General features: G+C 38.5%; 16 protein-coding genes. 9 read left to right on the top strand and 7 right to left on the bottom strand.

Features of this window, described 5'->3' with window-relative positions; all coding sequences use genetic code 11:
- Positions 1-5 precede the first annotated feature (5 nt).
- The gene (gene rpsT / locus AAHH40_RS00530) at positions 6-284 is read left to right on the top strand and encodes a 30S ribosomal protein S20 (RefSeq protein WP_342220178.1); all 279 of its coding nucleotides are present in this window, start codon (positions 6-8) and stop codon (positions 282-284) included.
- 5 nt (positions 285-289) lie between these two features.
- On the opposite strand, the gene AAHH40_RS00525 is transcribed toward rpsT, so the two are convergent.
- The 3 genes from AAHH40_RS00525 to coq7 all read right to left on the bottom strand — a co-directional run bounded on the left by AAHH40_RS00525 (position 290) and on the right by coq7 (position 2,901).
- Positions 290-1,150: a Rossmann-like and DUF2520 domain-containing protein gene (locus AAHH40_RS00525; RefSeq protein ID WP_342220177.1), complete on the bottom strand. Its 861-nt coding sequence runs from the start codon at positions 1,148-1,150 to the stop codon at positions 290-292.
- Positions 1,134-2,195, bottom strand: a complete 1,062-nt coding sequence (locus AAHH40_RS00520; protein WP_342220176.1) for a mechanosensitive ion channel family protein — start codon at positions 2,193-2,195, stop codon at positions 1,134-1,136. Before AAHH40_RS00520 ends, AAHH40_RS00525 begins: the two co-directional genes overlap by 17 nt.
- Positions 2,196-2,259: 64 nt before the next feature.
- The gene (gene coq7, locus AAHH40_RS00515) at positions 2,260-2,901 is read right to left on the bottom strand and encodes a 2-polyprenyl-3-methyl-6-methoxy-1,4-benzoquinone monooxygenase (protein WP_342220175.1); all 642 of its coding nucleotides are present in this window, start codon (positions 2,899-2,901) and stop codon (positions 2,260-2,262) included.
- Between the two features lie 93 nt (positions 2,902-2,994).
- Between coq7 and AAHH40_RS00510 the strand changes: the two genes are divergently transcribed.
- On the top strand, positions 2,995-4,347 hold the full coding sequence (locus AAHH40_RS00510) for a Do family serine endopeptidase (RefSeq protein WP_342220174.1): 1,353 nt from the start codon (positions 2,995-2,997) through the stop codon (positions 4,345-4,347).
- A gap of 322 nt (positions 4,348-4,669) precedes the next feature.
- Here the strand turns inward: AAHH40_RS00510 and tilS are convergent, their stop codons facing one another.
- The 4 genes from tilS to AAHH40_RS00490 form a co-directional block, all read right to left on the bottom strand.
- Positions 4,670-5,995, bottom strand: coding sequence for a tRNA lysidine(34) synthetase TilS (gene tilS, locus AAHH40_RS00505; protein ID WP_342220173.1), 1,326 nt, complete (start codon positions 5,993-5,995; stop codon positions 4,670-4,672).
- Positions 5,996-6,037: 42 nt separating this feature from the next.
- Positions 6,038-6,985 carry an acetyl-CoA carboxylase carboxyltransferase subunit alpha gene (locus tag AAHH40_RS00500; RefSeq protein WP_342220172.1) on the bottom strand — a complete coding sequence of 316 codons (948 nt, stop codon included), beginning with the start codon at positions 6,983-6,985 and terminating at the stop codon, positions 6,038-6,040.
- 2 nt (positions 6,986-6,987) lie between these two features.
- Positions 6,988-7,284, bottom strand: coding sequence for a PA3496 family putative envelope integrity protein (locus AAHH40_RS00495; RefSeq protein WP_342220171.1), 297 nt, complete (start codon positions 7,282-7,284; stop codon positions 6,988-6,990).
- Between the two features lie 413 nt (positions 7,285-7,697).
- The gene (locus tag AAHH40_RS00490; RefSeq protein WP_342220170.1) at positions 7,698-8,162 is read right to left on the bottom strand and encodes an Hsp20/alpha crystallin family protein; all 465 of its coding nucleotides are present in this window, start codon (positions 8,160-8,162) and stop codon (positions 7,698-7,700) included.
- Positions 8,163-8,349: 187 nt separating this feature from the next.
- On the opposite strand from AAHH40_RS00490, the gene AAHH40_RS00485 reads away from it, so the two are divergent.
- The 7 genes from AAHH40_RS00485 to rpoZ all read left to right on the top strand — a co-directional run bounded on the left by AAHH40_RS00485 (position 8,350) and on the right by rpoZ (position 15,521).
- Positions 8,350-8,670: a (2Fe-2S) ferredoxin domain-containing protein gene (locus AAHH40_RS00485; protein ID WP_342220169.1), complete on the top strand. Its 321-nt coding sequence runs from the start codon at positions 8,350-8,352 to the stop codon at positions 8,668-8,670.
- Positions 8,660-9,568: an LpxL/LpxP family Kdo(2)-lipid IV(A) lauroyl/palmitoleoyl acyltransferase gene (gene lpxL, locus AAHH40_RS00480; RefSeq protein WP_342220168.1), complete on the top strand. Its 909-nt coding sequence runs from the start codon at positions 8,660-8,662 to the stop codon at positions 9,566-9,568. Before AAHH40_RS00485 ends, lpxL begins: the two co-directional genes overlap by 11 nt.
- A gap of 5 nt (positions 9,569-9,573) precedes the next feature.
- The gene (locus tag AAHH40_RS00475; protein WP_342220825.1) at positions 9,574-10,776 is read left to right on the top strand and encodes an amino acid permease; all 1,203 of its coding nucleotides are present in this window, start codon (positions 9,574-9,576) and stop codon (positions 10,774-10,776) included.
- A gap of 9 nt (positions 10,777-10,785) precedes the next feature.
- Positions 10,786-11,973, top strand: coding sequence for an amino acid permease (locus AAHH40_RS00470; RefSeq protein WP_342220167.1), 1,188 nt, complete (start codon positions 10,786-10,788; stop codon positions 11,971-11,973).
- A gap of 98 nt (positions 11,974-12,071) precedes the next feature.
- Complete coding sequence (gene tkt, locus AAHH40_RS00465; RefSeq protein ID WP_342220166.1) at positions 12,072-14,081, top strand: transketolase; 2,010 nt, start codon at positions 12,072-12,074, stop codon at positions 14,079-14,081.
- Positions 14,078-15,091: a type I glyceraldehyde-3-phosphate dehydrogenase gene (gene gap, locus AAHH40_RS00460; RefSeq protein ID WP_342220165.1), complete on the top strand. Its 1,014-nt coding sequence runs from the start codon at positions 14,078-14,080 to the stop codon at positions 15,089-15,091. Before tkt ends, gap begins: the two co-directional genes overlap by 4 nt.
- Positions 15,092-15,275: 184 nt before the next feature.
- Positions 15,276-15,521, top strand: coding sequence for a DNA-directed RNA polymerase subunit omega (gene rpoZ, locus AAHH40_RS00455; protein WP_342220164.1), 246 nt, complete (start codon positions 15,276-15,278; stop codon positions 15,519-15,521).
- Positions 15,522-15,526 lie beyond the last annotated feature (5 nt).

Below are 15,526 nucleotides of genomic sequence, written 5' to 3'. Positions count from 1 at the left end.
GTCCATTGGCCAATACAAAACAAGCAAAAAAACGTGTGCGACAAGCAGAAAAACACCGCCAACATAATACTAGCTATCGTTCCATGATGCGAACCTATATTAAACGTGTTGTTGTCGCTATCGAGGGTGGGAAAGCAACTGAAGCTGATGAAGCCTACAAAGTAGCCTTACCTATTATTGATCGTATGGCTGATAAAGGTTTCATCCATAAAAACAAAGCAGCTAGACATAAAAGTCGCCTATTAGTCAGAATTCGCAAATTGACAACTTCTGCTGCTGCCTAAAATCCTCACTCACCTGTAAAAAGCTGCGTTAATGATTTTTTTAGGCTTTCGTCGTGCCTAGTCAAAGCTAATGTAGCTTTTCCCATACTTTTATAAAAATACTCTAACTCGGGAAAAGGATGCAGCGCAGATAGATGTTTTTTTAAAGTATTTACATCTGCTCGTTGCAGAGGCCCCGTCAGTGCTTCTTCAGGATGCAGTCTTTGTGCTTTATCTAAGGCTTGAGACATAAGCGCTAGCGTAAGATTTTCAGCTAATTTATCGTTTAGGCCGGCTTTGGAATAACAATCCCTAGCCATAGCTGATAAGGTAACTAGATAGTTAGAAGCCAGCACACTAGCGCTATGATAAAGTGGCTTATCCTTTTTCTCGATTAAAAATATCTGTCCATATATCGCATTAAATAGTGGTAACAACCGATCTAATGCTTCTTGATTACCTTCAAATGCACAATAGGTTCCTGCAAAGTTTTTTACATCCATTACTGGTTCAGAAAAACTAAAGACTGGATGTAAGCTAGCGGTATAACAACCCAAACTCGTTACAGCGCTTAAACATTCAGAGGATAACAAACCACTGCAATGGAAAATCACGTTTCCTGGTCTTAATATGCCTTGTAGACTTATTTGTTGGGCTATTAACTCAATACTGTCATCAGGCGTTGCTATTAAATAAATATCCGCGGATCTAAGTTGCTTAAGTGTCTTACAAGCGCTACCTTGCCCTAGAAAAACAACAGCATTTTCACTACTAGCGATACTTAAATTAATAATATCTTGGATACAGACAAGTTCGGTACTAAGGAACAAAGCCGCTAAAGTTTTTCCTAAACGCCCACAGCCTATAACACTAAGTTTTAATTTCATCTTGAGCTTGAGAACTAACTGATTCGGCAGCTTCTTTGGTTAAATAAATATTATGGCTAGGAAAAGACCATTCAGCGCCATTACGCTTAATACAGGCTAATAATTCCAAAAACAATGCTTGTTGCAATTTTAAAAAATCCGCACTATTAACAATATTGGTATAAGCTATCACCACTAAATTAAGAGAAGTATTACCCAACTCTCTAAGATTTACGGTTATGGGTCTATCCTTATCAATAGCCATATTGTCTTTTAATATCGACTGCATTTCCTCCAAAATAGCAGGAACCTTCATTAAGTCTTGGTAACGTAAACTAATTTGACAATAGAATCGTCTATATTTCATTCTTGAAGGATTTTCTACGACTAAATTTGAAAATAAAGCGTTTGGAATATACACAGGACGGCAATCCGGAGTTCGAATTCTGCAAACCCGCCAACCTATTTCTTCTACGGTACCTTCCACTTTAAGTGCTGGCAAATTGATTTGATCACCTATTACAAAAGGCCTATCTAAAAAAAGCATGCAGCTACCAAACAAGTTGGACAATAGATCTTTAGCGGCAAAACCTATGATGATACCGCCCATCCCACCAAAAGCTAAAACTCCGGCAATGCTAAACCCAAAAATTTGAAATATAGATAAAGCCGTAATAATAATAATCGTTAATTTTGCAATCTGACTCAACCCATGAACTAGAGTTTTATCAATCGTTTTATTTTTAGAGGCTTTGAGAAAGGCTGCTTTATAAAAAGAAACAAACCGCCACAAAAACCAAGCGAGTAGCGCTGTAAAAGCTAAATTTCGAATTAAGTGAAATTGATCTGTGCTAATCCCCTTCCAAGCCATACAAAGTGATTCGAGGGCATAAAGTATGCCCATAACAGCAATCAATACCAATAATGGCCTATAAATGGACTCAAGTACTACAAGGCTCAAAATATGTGGCTTATGATTTAAATGTCGTTGGTATTTTTGATAGCAAATCGGGAATAAAAAACAAAGTATAGCCGTTAGTAAAAGGATAATTAAGGCTTTCAACATGCAAAATTGCAATAAAGTTATAGATATTGTTTGCAAAAAATTCATCTTTTACCCGATATTAACATCAAATTCGATAAGCGACTAAAGACATAAATTTAGCCAAGCCTTGCATACTCCATTGAATTACCACTGGCAATGGAACAGCTCCGGCATCTTCAGCTGTGAGAGCATGTTCCATTTCCTCCTTACGCATTTGTTCCACAATAGCGCGACTTTTTCTATCTTGTAAAGGCAATCTCTCTAAATGCTTATGCAAATGCCTTTCTACTTGATGTTCAGTTTCAGCTAAAAAGCCCAAGCTCACCTTATCGCCCCATAAACCGGCGGTCAAACCTATTAACAAGGCACTTGCATACCAGAAGGGATTTAAATAACTAGCATGGGTATCTAGCTCATGAATACGCTGTTGGCACCAATTGAGATGGTCGGTCTCTTCTGCAGCGGCTTTTTTTAATTTTTGTTTAATTTCCTTGGAACGGGCAGTAAGCGCTTGGCCAGTATAGAGCGCTTGAGCACAAACTTCGCCGACATGATTTATTCGCATCAAACTGCCTGAAAGTTGGCGGTCCTTTTTACTTAAAACGCTAGCTTGATTTGTTAAATTTGCAGCCGGATTAGGCCGAGCAGAAGCAGAAAGCGACTGCATGGACGATAAAGCTTCGTCGAAGTGCAAAATTAACTGGTCCCAAGAAGAATAATAGCGCATTAAATAACCTTTAGCGTGTATAATACTCAATAATTGCAACAAAACCAAAAAATACGCTAAGCTTAGCGGCTATTAATTTGATATCGCAAATCTATGAAGAAAATATTATACCAATTATTACTCAGCTCCTTACTTATAATCGGCTTTTGTCCGTTAAGTTATGCAGGCTGGCCCTTTAGTCTAGCCCACCAAATGAACAAAGATAGCATCTCTTCGATGCTACAACCCATACTGCCAGCCGTAGTGAATGTTTCTGTTCAAGGTGATATTCCGCTTAATCAATTACCTCCCCCTGTCCCAGGACGCCCTTATCCGCGTCATTTTGAAAGTATGGGTTCAGGTGTCATTGTAGACGCTAAAACTGGGTATATTTTAACTAACGCGCATGTTATTCACGAAGCTAAAACCATCACCGTTACCTTAAGTGATGGACGCGTTTTCAAAGCGACGCTGAAAGGTTCAGATCCCGCTTCTGATATCGCCTTACTTACCATCACCCCCGATCATTTAACCGCTATTCCTCTGGGTAATTCAGATAATTTAAAGGTAGGCGATTTTGTTGCCGCTATCGGCAATCCTTTCGGTCTGAATCAAACAGTCACTTCAGGTATAGTCAGTGCATTACAACGCACAGGATTGGGAATAGAGGGATATGAGAATTTTATTCAGACTGATGCCCCTATTAACCCAGGTAATTCCGGTGGTGCGTTAATTAATTTACAAGGCCAATTAATGGGCATCAATACAGCCATATTAGCTCCAGGCACGAATGCAGGAAATATAGGTATTGGTTTTGCTATACCCATCAATATGGCGAACGGCGTGATGAAACAGTTAGCAGAACATGGTTCGGTAAAACGCGGCTTAATGGGCGTGCTAGTACAAGACCTAACACCTGCATTAGCGACCGCTCTGCATATCCCCCCTGATACCAACGGAGCATTAGTCTCTCAAGTACCTAACTACTCGCCAGCCGAAACTGCAGGCATTCAAACCGGCGATATTATCCAATCGATTAATGGCACACCCATCCATAATGGCGGACAGGTAAAAAATATCGTCGGCATGTTAAGAGTCGGCGATAAAATTACAATTAGGTTATTGCGCAAAGGGAAAACGATCAATACCGTAATAAACCTGACTGATCCTAAAGATTATAAAAAAGTAGCTGAACGTGATAATCCGTTTCTCTATGGATTAGTATTACGTGACTTCAATCAAACTATTACAGGCCAAGGCCATTTGATTGGCGTCGAAGTCGTCGATACAGATGAAGACAGCATGGCCTGGCATGCGGGTATCCGCCCTGGAGATGTCATAACATCTGCTAATCAAATAGCGGTAACTAATGTTGCTCAACTACAAGCTATCGCTAAACAAAGTAAACAAGAACTTTTAGTTAACGTATTATCACGTGGTGGCATTAGATTTGTGGTAATTAAATAAAACCCTTTTAATTCAAATTGATCTCACTAATTAATTGATTAGTGAGATACTCACAGCAATTGAGTTTTTGATAAGGCGCCACGAAAATGAGCTACCGGAGTGTATTATCATACATGAGGATTGCGAATTGAGTGGCAACACAGTCAAAAATTTAATTGCGAAGAGTATGGATTATTTGTTTGATATCGTTAGCAATTCGTTGATCATTAGACCTTTTGCATAACCCAGTGATGGGCTTGAGTTCGAGGCGAACGATAGTCGAGGACCGTAGACTAGTGTTTAACGATGAAATCGAGTCTAGCACGCAGGTTTTGCAAGTGGTCTATTCTGAATTGGAAAATTTCGGAATCCATTCAATAACGAAACCCAACTCATTTTGCTTTGCTGCAAAACGAGGATCTATATCATATCCAACTACGGCAATTAACTCCTTTTGATAGTAAATTAAAGGTAGCTTATTGCGCTGCCATGGAGGGACGCCCCATTCTTGAAATAATTTTTTTAGTGGATGGGAACCTTGACGATTGCTCGCATAAAATCGTTCTCCACCTTGACGAAAGGTCACATCGACTTGCCTTTCCTTCAATAATAGCCCTGCGCCTAAAACCTGCTTTGACGTCAGTTGGTCTAATGTTGGTAATGTAACTGTCTGACCCAACTTCCATGCAGTAAATCCAATTTTAAAAAGTTTTTCATTTTCTACTAAATTAAGCGCATATACACAATCACGATAACGACGTAACTGAATATCTCCCCAGTTAACTCGGGGAGATGCATCCATTCTACTTTTTAACAAAATATCAATTTGTTGTAGTTGCTTTTGACTAGGTAAAGAAAAATGTAACTGCTTTAACCAATAGCGTAATACATTATTTCGACGCTTAGTACTTAACTTCAGCAAGCTAGATATAATCAATATATTAGCTACGGAACCCCGAACGATATTCAAATCCTGGTGGGCTATCTCATCAAGCAGGGAATGTGCTTCTGCTAAATTTATAGCAGCTCTTGCGATGGTTTTATCTGCTTGAGGCCAACGTTGCTGAATAAGTGGCAGTATCTGATGGCGAATAAAATTACGATTAAAACGTAAATCCTTATTGCTATCATCTTCTACCCACGTTAGTTCATGCGCTTGAGCATATTCATAAAGCTCTGTGCGCGTAAAATCTAGCAAAGGTCGTATTAGATACGCTTTTGAAAATACCTGACAAAAGGGCATGCTTGCTAAGCCTTTAAGACCTGCTCCACGTAATAACTGTAACAACAAAGTTTCAGCTTGGTCATTCCGGTGATGAGCCGTTAATAAAAAATCCCCGGCGGATATTCTTTTGGCCATCGCGCCATAACGCGCTGATCGGGCGTATGCCTCTGGGCTCTCACCAGATTTAGGATGGGCATCTACTGGGACAACTTCGCAATAAATGCCTAGTTTTTCACAAGTCTGTTGACAAATATTGGCCCATTTTATTGAGTCAGCATGCCAGCCATGATTGACATGGATAACTCGCAAACGTTTTACAGGTACTACACGACTTAACGCATAGAGTAGAACTTGCGAATCCAAGCCACCGCTATAGGCTACCCAAAATCCAGCAGATGTAGGGTATTGTTTTAATAAAAACTGGAGTTTTTCGTGTGTAAACATAAGCTAACAATACAAAAACTGAGAGCTAGGATGATCTAGAAATTAAGTACCCATAGCTAAAATCTTGCTGTAACGCAATTCAAGTAATTTTTCCATAGAAAAATATTGGATCTGCGCTAACTGTTTAATAAGTTCAACCTTTAGTTGATTAGCCATTTCATCAAAATCAGTATGCGCACCACCTAAAGGCTCTGGAATCACTACATCTATCAGCTTGAGTTTATATAAACTACCAGCATTCATAGCCATCGCTTCGGCTGCTTCAGGGGCTTTTTCAGCACTTTTCCAGAGAATAGTAGCACACCCCTCAGGTGAAATAACTGAATAAATACTATATTGCAACATCAAAATTCGATCAGCTACACCTATAGCTAAAGCCCCACCTGAGCCACCTTCTCCAATTATCGTAGAAATAATAGGCGTCTTCAGCTGAGACATTACTTGTAAATTTTGAGCAATCGCACCACTTTGGTTGCGTTCTTCTGCATCAATACCAGGATAAGCACCAGGTGTATCAATAAAAGTCAAAATGGGCAATTTAAACCGTTCGGCCAATTCCATTAGCCGGATAGCTTTACGATAACCTTCTGGCTTGGGCATTCCAAAATTATGTTGGACTTTTTCATTAGTGGTACGGCCCTTCTGTTGCCCAATAATAACCACTGGCTGATCCGCTAAATTAGCAATACCGCCGATAATGGAAGGATCATCTGAAAACTCTCTATCCCCATGTAGCTCATCAAAATCAGAAAAAATTCTACTAATGTAATCCGAAAAATAGGGTCTTTGTGGATGACGGGCCAATTGTACTATTTGCCAAGCATTTAATGATTGAAAAATAGATTCGGTTAATTCTATTTTCTTTTGCTCTAAGCGTTTAATCTCTTCGTTTACATTAAGGTCAGCATCATTGCCTAGCTTACGTAGCTCTTCTATTTTTGCCCCAAGCTCTGCAATAGGCTGTTCAAAATCCAAAAACTTAAAGTGCATAGCTACTCACTTTTTGTTGCATCTGAAATTTCTGATATGAGCTCATTTTCAAACTCATAGTCGAATTCCTCGCGTAATCGTCGTTGCTCTAAATAATCTTCAATAGCTCGGCGCTTTTCAAGTGAAAATCGGACGGGCGAGACTTTTGTTTTCTTATTCAATGCATCTAAGGCCAATTCTTCAGGCCATGTATCTAATTCTTCATCTTCAATGTCTAAGATGTCAGGTGGTAATTCGGTATCACTACTTCCATCGCCATCATCTTCTTCTAATAAAGCCTCTGTTTCTTTATACTCCATAGATCCTACCTATTAAATAAAGCAGCCTATTTTAGCGCTTACTTTAGTGGGTATAATACCCATTTGGCAAGTATACTCTTCGCACTTGAATTTTTGTCTATGTTGCCGCTCAACCCGCAATCCTCATGTATCTTGAATACACTGCGATTGCTTCATTCTCGCGACGCCTTGTCAAAAATCCCATTGCTGTGAGTATAGAACCTCCTTCCTGCTATGAATAAACTTTTACCTCTAATCAAAAACATTCGTGAGTGTCGACTCTGTGCCTATCACTTACCTTTTAGACGCTAGACCTGTCACAAGCTCATAAGTCATTACGTATAGCATGCACTAGAACACTAAGTACACTCCCCTAAAAGATTATAAGCTTATACACGAATTCTTAACCCAATTAATAGTTGTGGATTAAAAAATTAATCTTTTTTATCTTCAACCCTTATTTTTTTGGCCGCCGCTTTGTCCCTTTTGGGAATGATGATTCTAAGTACACCATTCTTTCCTTCTGCTGTTATCTTATCGGCGTCTGCTGTATCCGGCAAAGCAAAGCGACGGTAGAAACTTCCTTTTAATCGCTCAATTCGTGTGTATCCTTCGCTTTCTTCGGTACGAGTCTCTGCTCTATCACCTTTAATCGTCAATATCCCATTTTCCATAGAAATTTCAATCTCTTTTGGATCAACGCCAGGAATATCTGCCAAGAGTACAAAACGAGTAGACTCTTCTTTGATATCTACTGCAGGCGCCCAATGGCTAGTTTCGACCATCGAGGTGTCTTCAACGAGTTGGTGACCAGGATCAAACAGTTGATCCCACTCTTGCGATAGGCGGTGTAATTGGTGTAATAAAGAGGGGGTTCTGTATCGTATGATATTTGACATAAACTATTTCCTCCTTGTTTAAGTCATTAGTTTAACTCAAAAAGACACAGTTGATCATTTAAATGATTTACTCAGCTTTTAGCTTGAAATCCAGATTCTTCAAGGGCTATAAACTCGCAGCTCAATAGAGATACTTATTTATTTCTGGTAAAGTAAAAACTTTCTTATTTTGCTATAAAACAAAATTATGTCCTATTATCAACAACATATCTTTTTATGCACTAATCTACGGGAAAATAATAAGGATTGTTGCGCTAAACGCGGCGCCAACCCCTTATTCGATTATTTAAAAACGAAAATAAAACTCCTGATGGAAAACCAACAGCAAAGAATTCGGGTAAGCCATTCCGGGTGCCTAGGAAGGTGTAGCTTGGGACCATTATTGGTGATTTATCCCGAAGACACTTGGTATCACTATGAAACACAACATGATATTGACGAAATTATTGAACAACATTTAATTAAAAAACAAATAGTACATCGATTATTATTACCTAATGCAAAATAAATTTTTTGAACTGATACATCCTCGTTATTGGCCTACTTGGTTAGGATTAGGAATTTTATATCTCACTACAAAGCTTCCTTATCAATTACAGCTACAATTGGGTAAAAATTTGGGGCGCATTTCCTATTATTTATTGAAAAGATTTCGACGAATCGCGGAAATTAATCTGAAACTTTGCTTTCCCGAATTATCCAATAAACAGCGAAAAAGCTTAGTTAGAAAACAATTTCAATCTTTAGGAATGGGACTCATCGAATCGGCTATGGCCTGGTGGATGCCGGATCATAGACTAGATTCGCTCGTTCATGTAAAAGGGTTAGAACACTTGCAAGAAGCCATAACCAGAAAAAAAGGTGTACTTATTTTAAGTGGTCATTTTACATCGTTGGATATCTGTGGTCGTCTGTTTTCTAGCATTTTTCCAATGCATGTTGTTTACCGGGAACAAAAAAACCAAGTCATCGATAAGTTATTAAAACAACATCGTCATTTTAAATGGATGCAACCTATACATCGACACGCTATTCGCCAAATTATTAAAACTTTGAAACAAAACAAAGCTATTTGGTATGCAGCCGATCAAGATTATGGTCCTACACACAGCATTTTTCCTCCATTTTTTGGCATTCCTACTGCTACCATCTCAACACCTAGTCGCTATGCCAGTCGAACAGGAGCACAAGTTGTTACCTTATTTTATCATCGCCTTGCTAGAGGAAAAGGTTATCAAATTACTATCGGACCTATTTTAGAAAATTTTGCCCAGGGTGATGATTACCAAGATACACTACGTTTTAATCAATTGTTAGAGCAAGCTGTTCGCGCTCACCCAGACCAATATCTTTGGATACATCGACGTTTTAAGACACGTCCTCATGGGGACCTTTATCTCTATTAAAAAGAATCATGCATAATAAACTTATCGGCGGCATATTACTTATCATTGGCACCAGCATTGGGGGAGGCATGTTAGCCCTGCCTATTGCTACTGCACAATTAGGCTTTGTCTATGCGCTAATTTTTTTAATACTGTGCTGGGCTATAATGACCGCTGCTGCGTTACTTATATTAGAAGTTAATCTTTGGCATAGCATAAACAGTAATTTAATTAGCATGGCTAAAACAACTCTAGGTAGATTTGGCCAGATCATCGCGTGGCTCAGCTATCTTTTACTCTTATATGCTTTATTAGCCGCTTATATTGCGGGCGGTAGTGATTTTTTACAACATCTTCTACTAACCTTTCACTTGCACTTATCCACAAAAATTTCCGCGGTATTATTTGCAGGATTATTAAGTTTAATCGTTTATAAAGGGTTAGGCTCAGTTGATTATGTTAACAGGGGATTAATGCTTAGCAAACTATTAACCTTTATTTTATTGGTGATTTTTATTTTTCCTTTTATTTCTATTCATTACTTATTCAGTTTGGGAAATGCTTATCAGCTTAGTGTTGTTTTAGGTAGTACGACGGTTATCATGACTTCATTTGGTTTCGCGGTAATAGTCCCAAGCTTACGTAGTTACTTTAGCAATGATTTGATTATACTACGTAGAGCCATCCTAATTGGCAGCTTAATTCCCTTATTCTGCTATATGTTGTGGGAATTAACTATTATGGGTGCCATACCCGCACATGGAAATTCGGGTTTAATATTCATGTATCATTCAGGACATTCCACCAGCGATTTAATGTCCGCCTTGAATCATTTACTTGATAATAGATTAATTAATTTTTTTGCAAAAATATTTACATCCATATGTTTCGCTACTTCTTTTTTAGGGGTGGCTTTAAGCTTATTTGATTTTTTTAGTGATGGATTGCAAATTGAAAAAAAAGGTTCAAAAAAGTTAGCTCTTTATGTACTTACTTTTTTTCCTCCCTTATTCATTGCCAATCATTATCCCCACGCTTTCATCATGGCTTTATCTTATGCAGGAGTGCTTTGTGCCATTTTATTAATACTTCTTCCGGCCATGATGGCCTGGAGTGGAAGATATATTAAAAAATGTGCTTTAGGGTATCAAGTTGCAGGAGGAAAGTCTTTATTACTTAGCTTAATGATAGTTGCATTACTTATTATTATTTTAAGCCTTATTCACTAAAAAAATCCTATGAATATAAAACAATTTGGCGGTATTTTATTAATTACTGGTAATGCTATAGGCGGCGGGATGTTAGCTTTACCTCTTGCAACGGCTCAAGCAGGTTTTTTAAACTCATCGCTTTTTTTGATTGCTTGTTGGGGGATTATGCTAGCCGGTGGTTTGTTGATCTTAGAAGTAAACCTTTGGTTCCCGCCTAATAGCCATTTAATTTCCATGGCGCGTGCGACTTTGGGAATTCCGGGCGAGATTATTGCTTGGTTATGTTATTTGTTATTGCTTTATGCTTTGCTAGCAGCGTATATCGCGGGAGGTTCAGATTTTTTACAAGGCATCTTGCAAAAAGTAGATTTACATTTTTCAGCACTTGTTACAGCCATTTTATTCGTATTTATCCTGGGACCTATTGTTTATAAAGGCATGCATTCGGTAGATTTAATGAATCGAATTTTGATGGGGGGGAAATTACTTATTTTTTGCCTCTTAATATTATTTCTATTTCCTTTTATATCAACTAAGCAACTAGCGCAGGGTAATATACATTACTTACCCAACAGTCTAACTATTATCATTACATCGTTTGGTTTTGCCGCCATTATTCCTAGTTTACGCAGTTATTTCCATAGTAATGTTAAACAATTACGCCAAGTCATTATACTGGGTAGCTTAATCCCTCTTATTTGTTATATTTTCTGGAATGGAGCTATTATGGGAGTTATCCCTATCAATAAACTTTTGACGATTGCCCAATCCAGTCAATCTACCAGTCATTTAACTAATACATTAAGCCATTTATTAAATAAAAATAGTATTACTTTATTTGCTTGGATTTTTACATCTATTTGTTTAGCAACTTCCTTTTTAGGCGTAGGGATTAGCCTCTCTGATTTCTTACTTGATGGTTTGGCGTTAAATCAAACAGAAAAAAATAAATTTATCGTATATTTACTTACCTTTTTACCTCCTTTAATCCTTGTTTTATTTTACCCCGCCTCATTTATGCTGGCATTGAATTATGCGGGTATATGGTGCGCCACCTTATTGGCTTTTCTTCCCGCATTAATGGCTTGGTCTGGACGTTATAATCAACAAATCGATGCACCTTATCGCGTAATGGGTGGAAAAGGTTTATTAAGTTTGCTGATCCTGTCCTCCTCTATTATTATTGCGCATGCGATTGTGGTTGATGTTTTTTAATCTTACTCTTCGCAGTTGAATTTTTGTCTGTATTCCCGCTCAAATTTAATTGTTAAATTTGAAATATTCCTGATTATGGGGTTAATAGGAAAATCTTAATGTCTTACCAAAAAAAATATGCAGATGCCATTCGATTCCTAAGCATAGATGCCGTGGAGAAAGCCAATTCGGGTCATCCTGGCATGCCCATGGGAATGGCCGACATTGCAACTGTCTTATGGAGGGAATTTTTAAGCCATAACCCCAATAATCCCCAATGGAGTAATCGTGATCGCTTTATTTTATCGAATGGCCATGGATCGATGCTGCATTATGCATTACTTCATTTAACCGGTTATGATCTTTCATTAGATGAAATTAAAAAATTTCGTCAATTACACTCCAAAACTCCTGGGCATCCTGAAGTAGGTTTAACTCCGGGAATAGAAACAACAACGGGGCCTCTCGGTCAAGGATTCGCGAATGCAGTCGGTATGGCCTTAGCAGAAAAAAATTTGGCTGCGTATTTTAATCGACCTTCTCATCCCATTATCGATCATTTTACTTATGTATTTCTAGGTGATGGTTGTTTAATGGAAGGCATTTCTCATGAAGCTGCTTCTTTGGCAGGATGTTTAGGTTTAGGTAAATTAATTGCCTTCTGGGATGACAATAATATTTCTATTGATGGCAATGTTTCAGGCTGGTTTAAAGATAATACACCTGAACGTTTTAAAGCTTATCATTGGCATGTTATTCCTGAAATTGATGGCCACGATCCCCAACAAATTAAACTGTCTATCGAAAAAGCTCAGGAAGTTACCGATAAACCCAGTTTACTTTGTTGTAAAACCAAAATTGCATTTGGCGCACCCAACTTAGTCGACAGCCACCAGGCACATGGAGCAGCGCTAGGTGAAAAAGAAGTAGCTGCCACCAGACTTGCATTACATTGGAATTATCCACCTTTCGAAATACCAGAAGATATTTATCAAGCTTGGGATGCTCGTTCTAAAGGAAACATTTTAGAAAAAGCTTGGGAAGAAAAATGGACTGCCTATCAAACCGCATTTCCCGAACTCGCCGAAGAGTATCAACGCAGAATTAATAGAAAATTACCTTTAAATTGGGAAGAAAAAACTAAAAAAATTATCGAAGCTGTTTTTAAAAATCCTTCGGAAAAAATAGCAACGCGTAAAGCTTCCCAAAATGCATTAAATGTTTTTGCGCCTCTTTTACCTGAATTATTAGGTGGATCTGCAGACCTGACAGAATCTAATTCTACCTTTTGGAAAGGATCCCAAGTTTTAACTAAAGAAAATCCAGCCGGTAATTATATTCACTATGGTGTGCGTGAATTCGGTATGTCCGCTATGATGAACGGCTTAGCCTTGCATGGAGGATTCATTCCCTATGGAGGAACCTTTTTAGTTTTTAGTGATTATGCGCGTAATGCGGTTCGTTTATCTGCATTAATGAAGCAACGCGTTATTTTTATTTATACACACGACTCTATTGGTTTAGGAGAAGACGGTCCGACGCATCAACCTATAGAGCAAATTAATAGCTTACGACTTATTCCTAACCTTTCTGCCTGGCGGCCTTGCGATACGCTAGAAACAGCAGTTGCCTGGCAGCAAGCGATACAACATTCAGGACCGACTTGTTTATTGCTCACGCGACAAGCTATACCTCCACAAACACATAACCAAGAAACTTTACAAGCTATCCATCGAGGTGCTTATATACTTCTCGATAGCCCATCAACACCTGAAGCCATTATTATTGCGACAGGTTCCGAAGTAAATTTAGCTATAAGTGCTGCACAAACTTTAAATCAGCAGGGCAGACAAATCAGAGTGGTATCCATGCCTTCGGCTGATCGTTTTGAACAACAAGATTCAACCTATAAAGCTAAAGTTTTGCCTGATTCAATTAAGTTGCGCATGGCTATAGAAGCTGGAACTAAAGATTTTTGGTGCCGATATGTAGGCAATAAAGGCAAAGTAATCGGACTTAGCCAATTTGGTGAATCTGCATCTGGGGCGGATGTCTTTAAAAATTTTGGATTTACTACAGAAAATGTTATTAAAACACTAAACCAACTATTAGCCGGAGAATTATTATGACAACCCGTATCGCTATCAATGGTTATGGCCGTATAGGCCGAAATATACTAAGAGCTTTTTTTGAAAATCCTGAGCAACATGCTATAGAAATTGTTGCGATAAATGACTTAGGTAACATTGATATTAATGCCCATCTAACCCGCTATGACACGACTCACGGGAAATTTATAGGAACTATAACCATTGATAAGGATTGTTTAATTATCAATGATCAACGGATAAAAATCTTTTCGGAACGCGATCCAGAAAACTTACCTTGGAAAAAATTAGATATTGATGTAGTTCATGAATGTACCGGTCTTTTTACTTCGCCAGAGAAGGCTGGAAAACATATCAAAGCGGGAGCAAAAAAAGTCATTATTTCTGCTCCCGCTGGTAATGGGGTAGACGCAACGATTGTTTACGGTGTTAATCATCATACCTTAAAAAGTAGCGATACCATTATTTCTAATGCTTCTTGCACTACCAATTGTCTAGCGCCTCTAGCTAAAGCCTTGCATGAAAATTTAGGGATTATTCATGGTTTAATGACCACCATTCATGCTTATACCAACGATCAAGTGCTCATCGACACTTATCACCCCGATATGTACCGCGCGCGCTCAGCAACTCATTCCATGATTCCTGCTAAAACAGGAGCCGCTTCTGCACTCGGTTTAGTATTACCTGAACTAGCTGGAAAACTCGATGGTTTAGCTATACGTGTGCCTACGATAAACGTTTCTTTAGTAGATTTAAGTTTTCAGGCTAAACGCGAAACAACCGCTCAAGAGGTGAACGAAATCTTAAAAAAAGCCTCTGAAACTAGCACACTTAAAGGTCTACTTAATTATAGTGAGGAACCTCTCGTTTCCATCGATTATAATCATAATCCGGCTTCTTCTACCGTAGATGCGCCTCAAACTCGTGTTATAGGCGATTTTGTTAAGGTTCTTGCCTGGTATGACAATGAATGGGGATTTTCTAACCGAATGCTGGATGTTACCGTCGCATTGATGAATGCGGCTTAATTTATCGGTAAAAAGTCACTTTAAGCCTTAATTGACCTTGAATAAAAGGCAGCAAGATCGACTATGACGCTTAAACCCAAAAAATTAGCGGAAAAGCTATACTTTTATCGGAAATATAGTATAGATATAGCCAAATAATGTTATAGTATTAGGTTCAATTTCGCTCAATTAATAGAGAATTTATATGGCACGCGTTACCGTTGAAGATTGTTTAAAGAAAGTCAAAAATCATTTTGAGTTAGTCATTATAGCCTCAAAAAGAGCCCGCCAAATTGCTAAAGGCGGCATGGCCATGGTTGATCCCGAAAACGATAAACCTACAGTGATAGCTCTAAGAGAAATCGCTGACGGTAAACTCAATGAAGCCGGGGAAAAATCAGGACATGAAGCTGCTGGCGGTATAAGTGGGTCACAGTCTACGGGCTTGTAAAAAAC

Origin of the sequence: Rickettsiella endosymbiont of Miltochrista miniata, assembly GCF_964031245.1 — a bacterium.
Taxonomy (GTDB): domain Bacteria; phylum Pseudomonadota; class Gammaproteobacteria; order Diplorickettsiales; family Diplorickettsiaceae; genus Aquirickettsiella.
The sequence above is the reverse complement of the archived record's forward strand: the minus strand, read 5'-3'. Positions and strand labels throughout refer to the sequence as shown.

What these genes read in the sequence shown, in the direction of transcription:
- AAHH40_RS00525 (WP_342220177.1), bottom strand. Translation starts at nt 1,150, where the DNA reads ATGAAATTAAAACTTAGTGTTATAGGCTGTGGGCGTTTAGGAAAAACT.
- AAHH40_RS00520 (WP_342220176.1), bottom strand. Translation starts at nt 2,195, where the DNA reads ATGTTGAAAGCCTTAATTATCCTTTTACTAACGGCTATACTTTGTTTT.
- coq7 (WP_342220175.1), bottom strand. Translation starts at nt 2,901, where the DNA reads ATGCGCTATTATTCTTCTTGGGACCAGTTAATTTTGCACTTCGACGAA.
- AAHH40_RS00510 (WP_342220174.1), top strand. Translation starts at nt 2,995, where the DNA reads ATGAAGAAAATATTATACCAATTATTACTCAGCTCCTTACTTATAATC.
- tilS (WP_342220173.1), bottom strand. Translation starts at nt 5,995, where the DNA reads ATGTTTACACACGAAAAACTCCAGTTTTTATTAAAACAATACCCTACA.
- AAHH40_RS00500 (WP_342220172.1), bottom strand. Translation starts at nt 6,985, where the DNA reads ATGCACTTTAAGTTTTTGGATTTTGAACAGCCTATTGCAGAGCTTGGG.
- AAHH40_RS00495 (WP_342220171.1), bottom strand. Translation starts at nt 7,284, where the DNA reads ATGGAGTATAAAGAAACAGAGGCTTTATTAGAAGAAGATGATGGCGAT.
- AAHH40_RS00490 (WP_342220170.1), bottom strand. Translation starts at nt 8,162, where the DNA reads ATGTCAAATATCATACGATACAGAACCCCCTCTTTATTACACCAATTA.
- AAHH40_RS00485 (WP_342220169.1), top strand. Translation starts at nt 8,350, where the DNA reads ATGTCCTATTATCAACAACATATCTTTTTATGCACTAATCTACGGGAA.
- lpxL (WP_342220168.1), top strand. Translation starts at nt 8,660, where the DNA reads ATGCAAAATAAATTTTTTGAACTGATACATCCTCGTTATTGGCCTACT.
- AAHH40_RS00470 (WP_342220167.1), top strand. Translation starts at nt 10,786, where the DNA reads ATGAATATAAAACAATTTGGCGGTATTTTATTAATTACTGGTAATGCT.
- tkt (WP_342220166.1), top strand. Translation starts at nt 12,072, where the DNA reads ATGTCTTACCAAAAAAAATATGCAGATGCCATTCGATTCCTAAGCATA.
- gap (WP_342220165.1), top strand. Translation starts at nt 14,078, where the DNA reads ATGACAACCCGTATCGCTATCAATGGTTATGGCCGTATAGGCCGAAAT.
- rpoZ (WP_342220164.1), top strand. Translation starts at nt 15,276, where the DNA reads ATGGCACGCGTTACCGTTGAAGATTGTTTAAAGAAAGTCAAAAATCAT.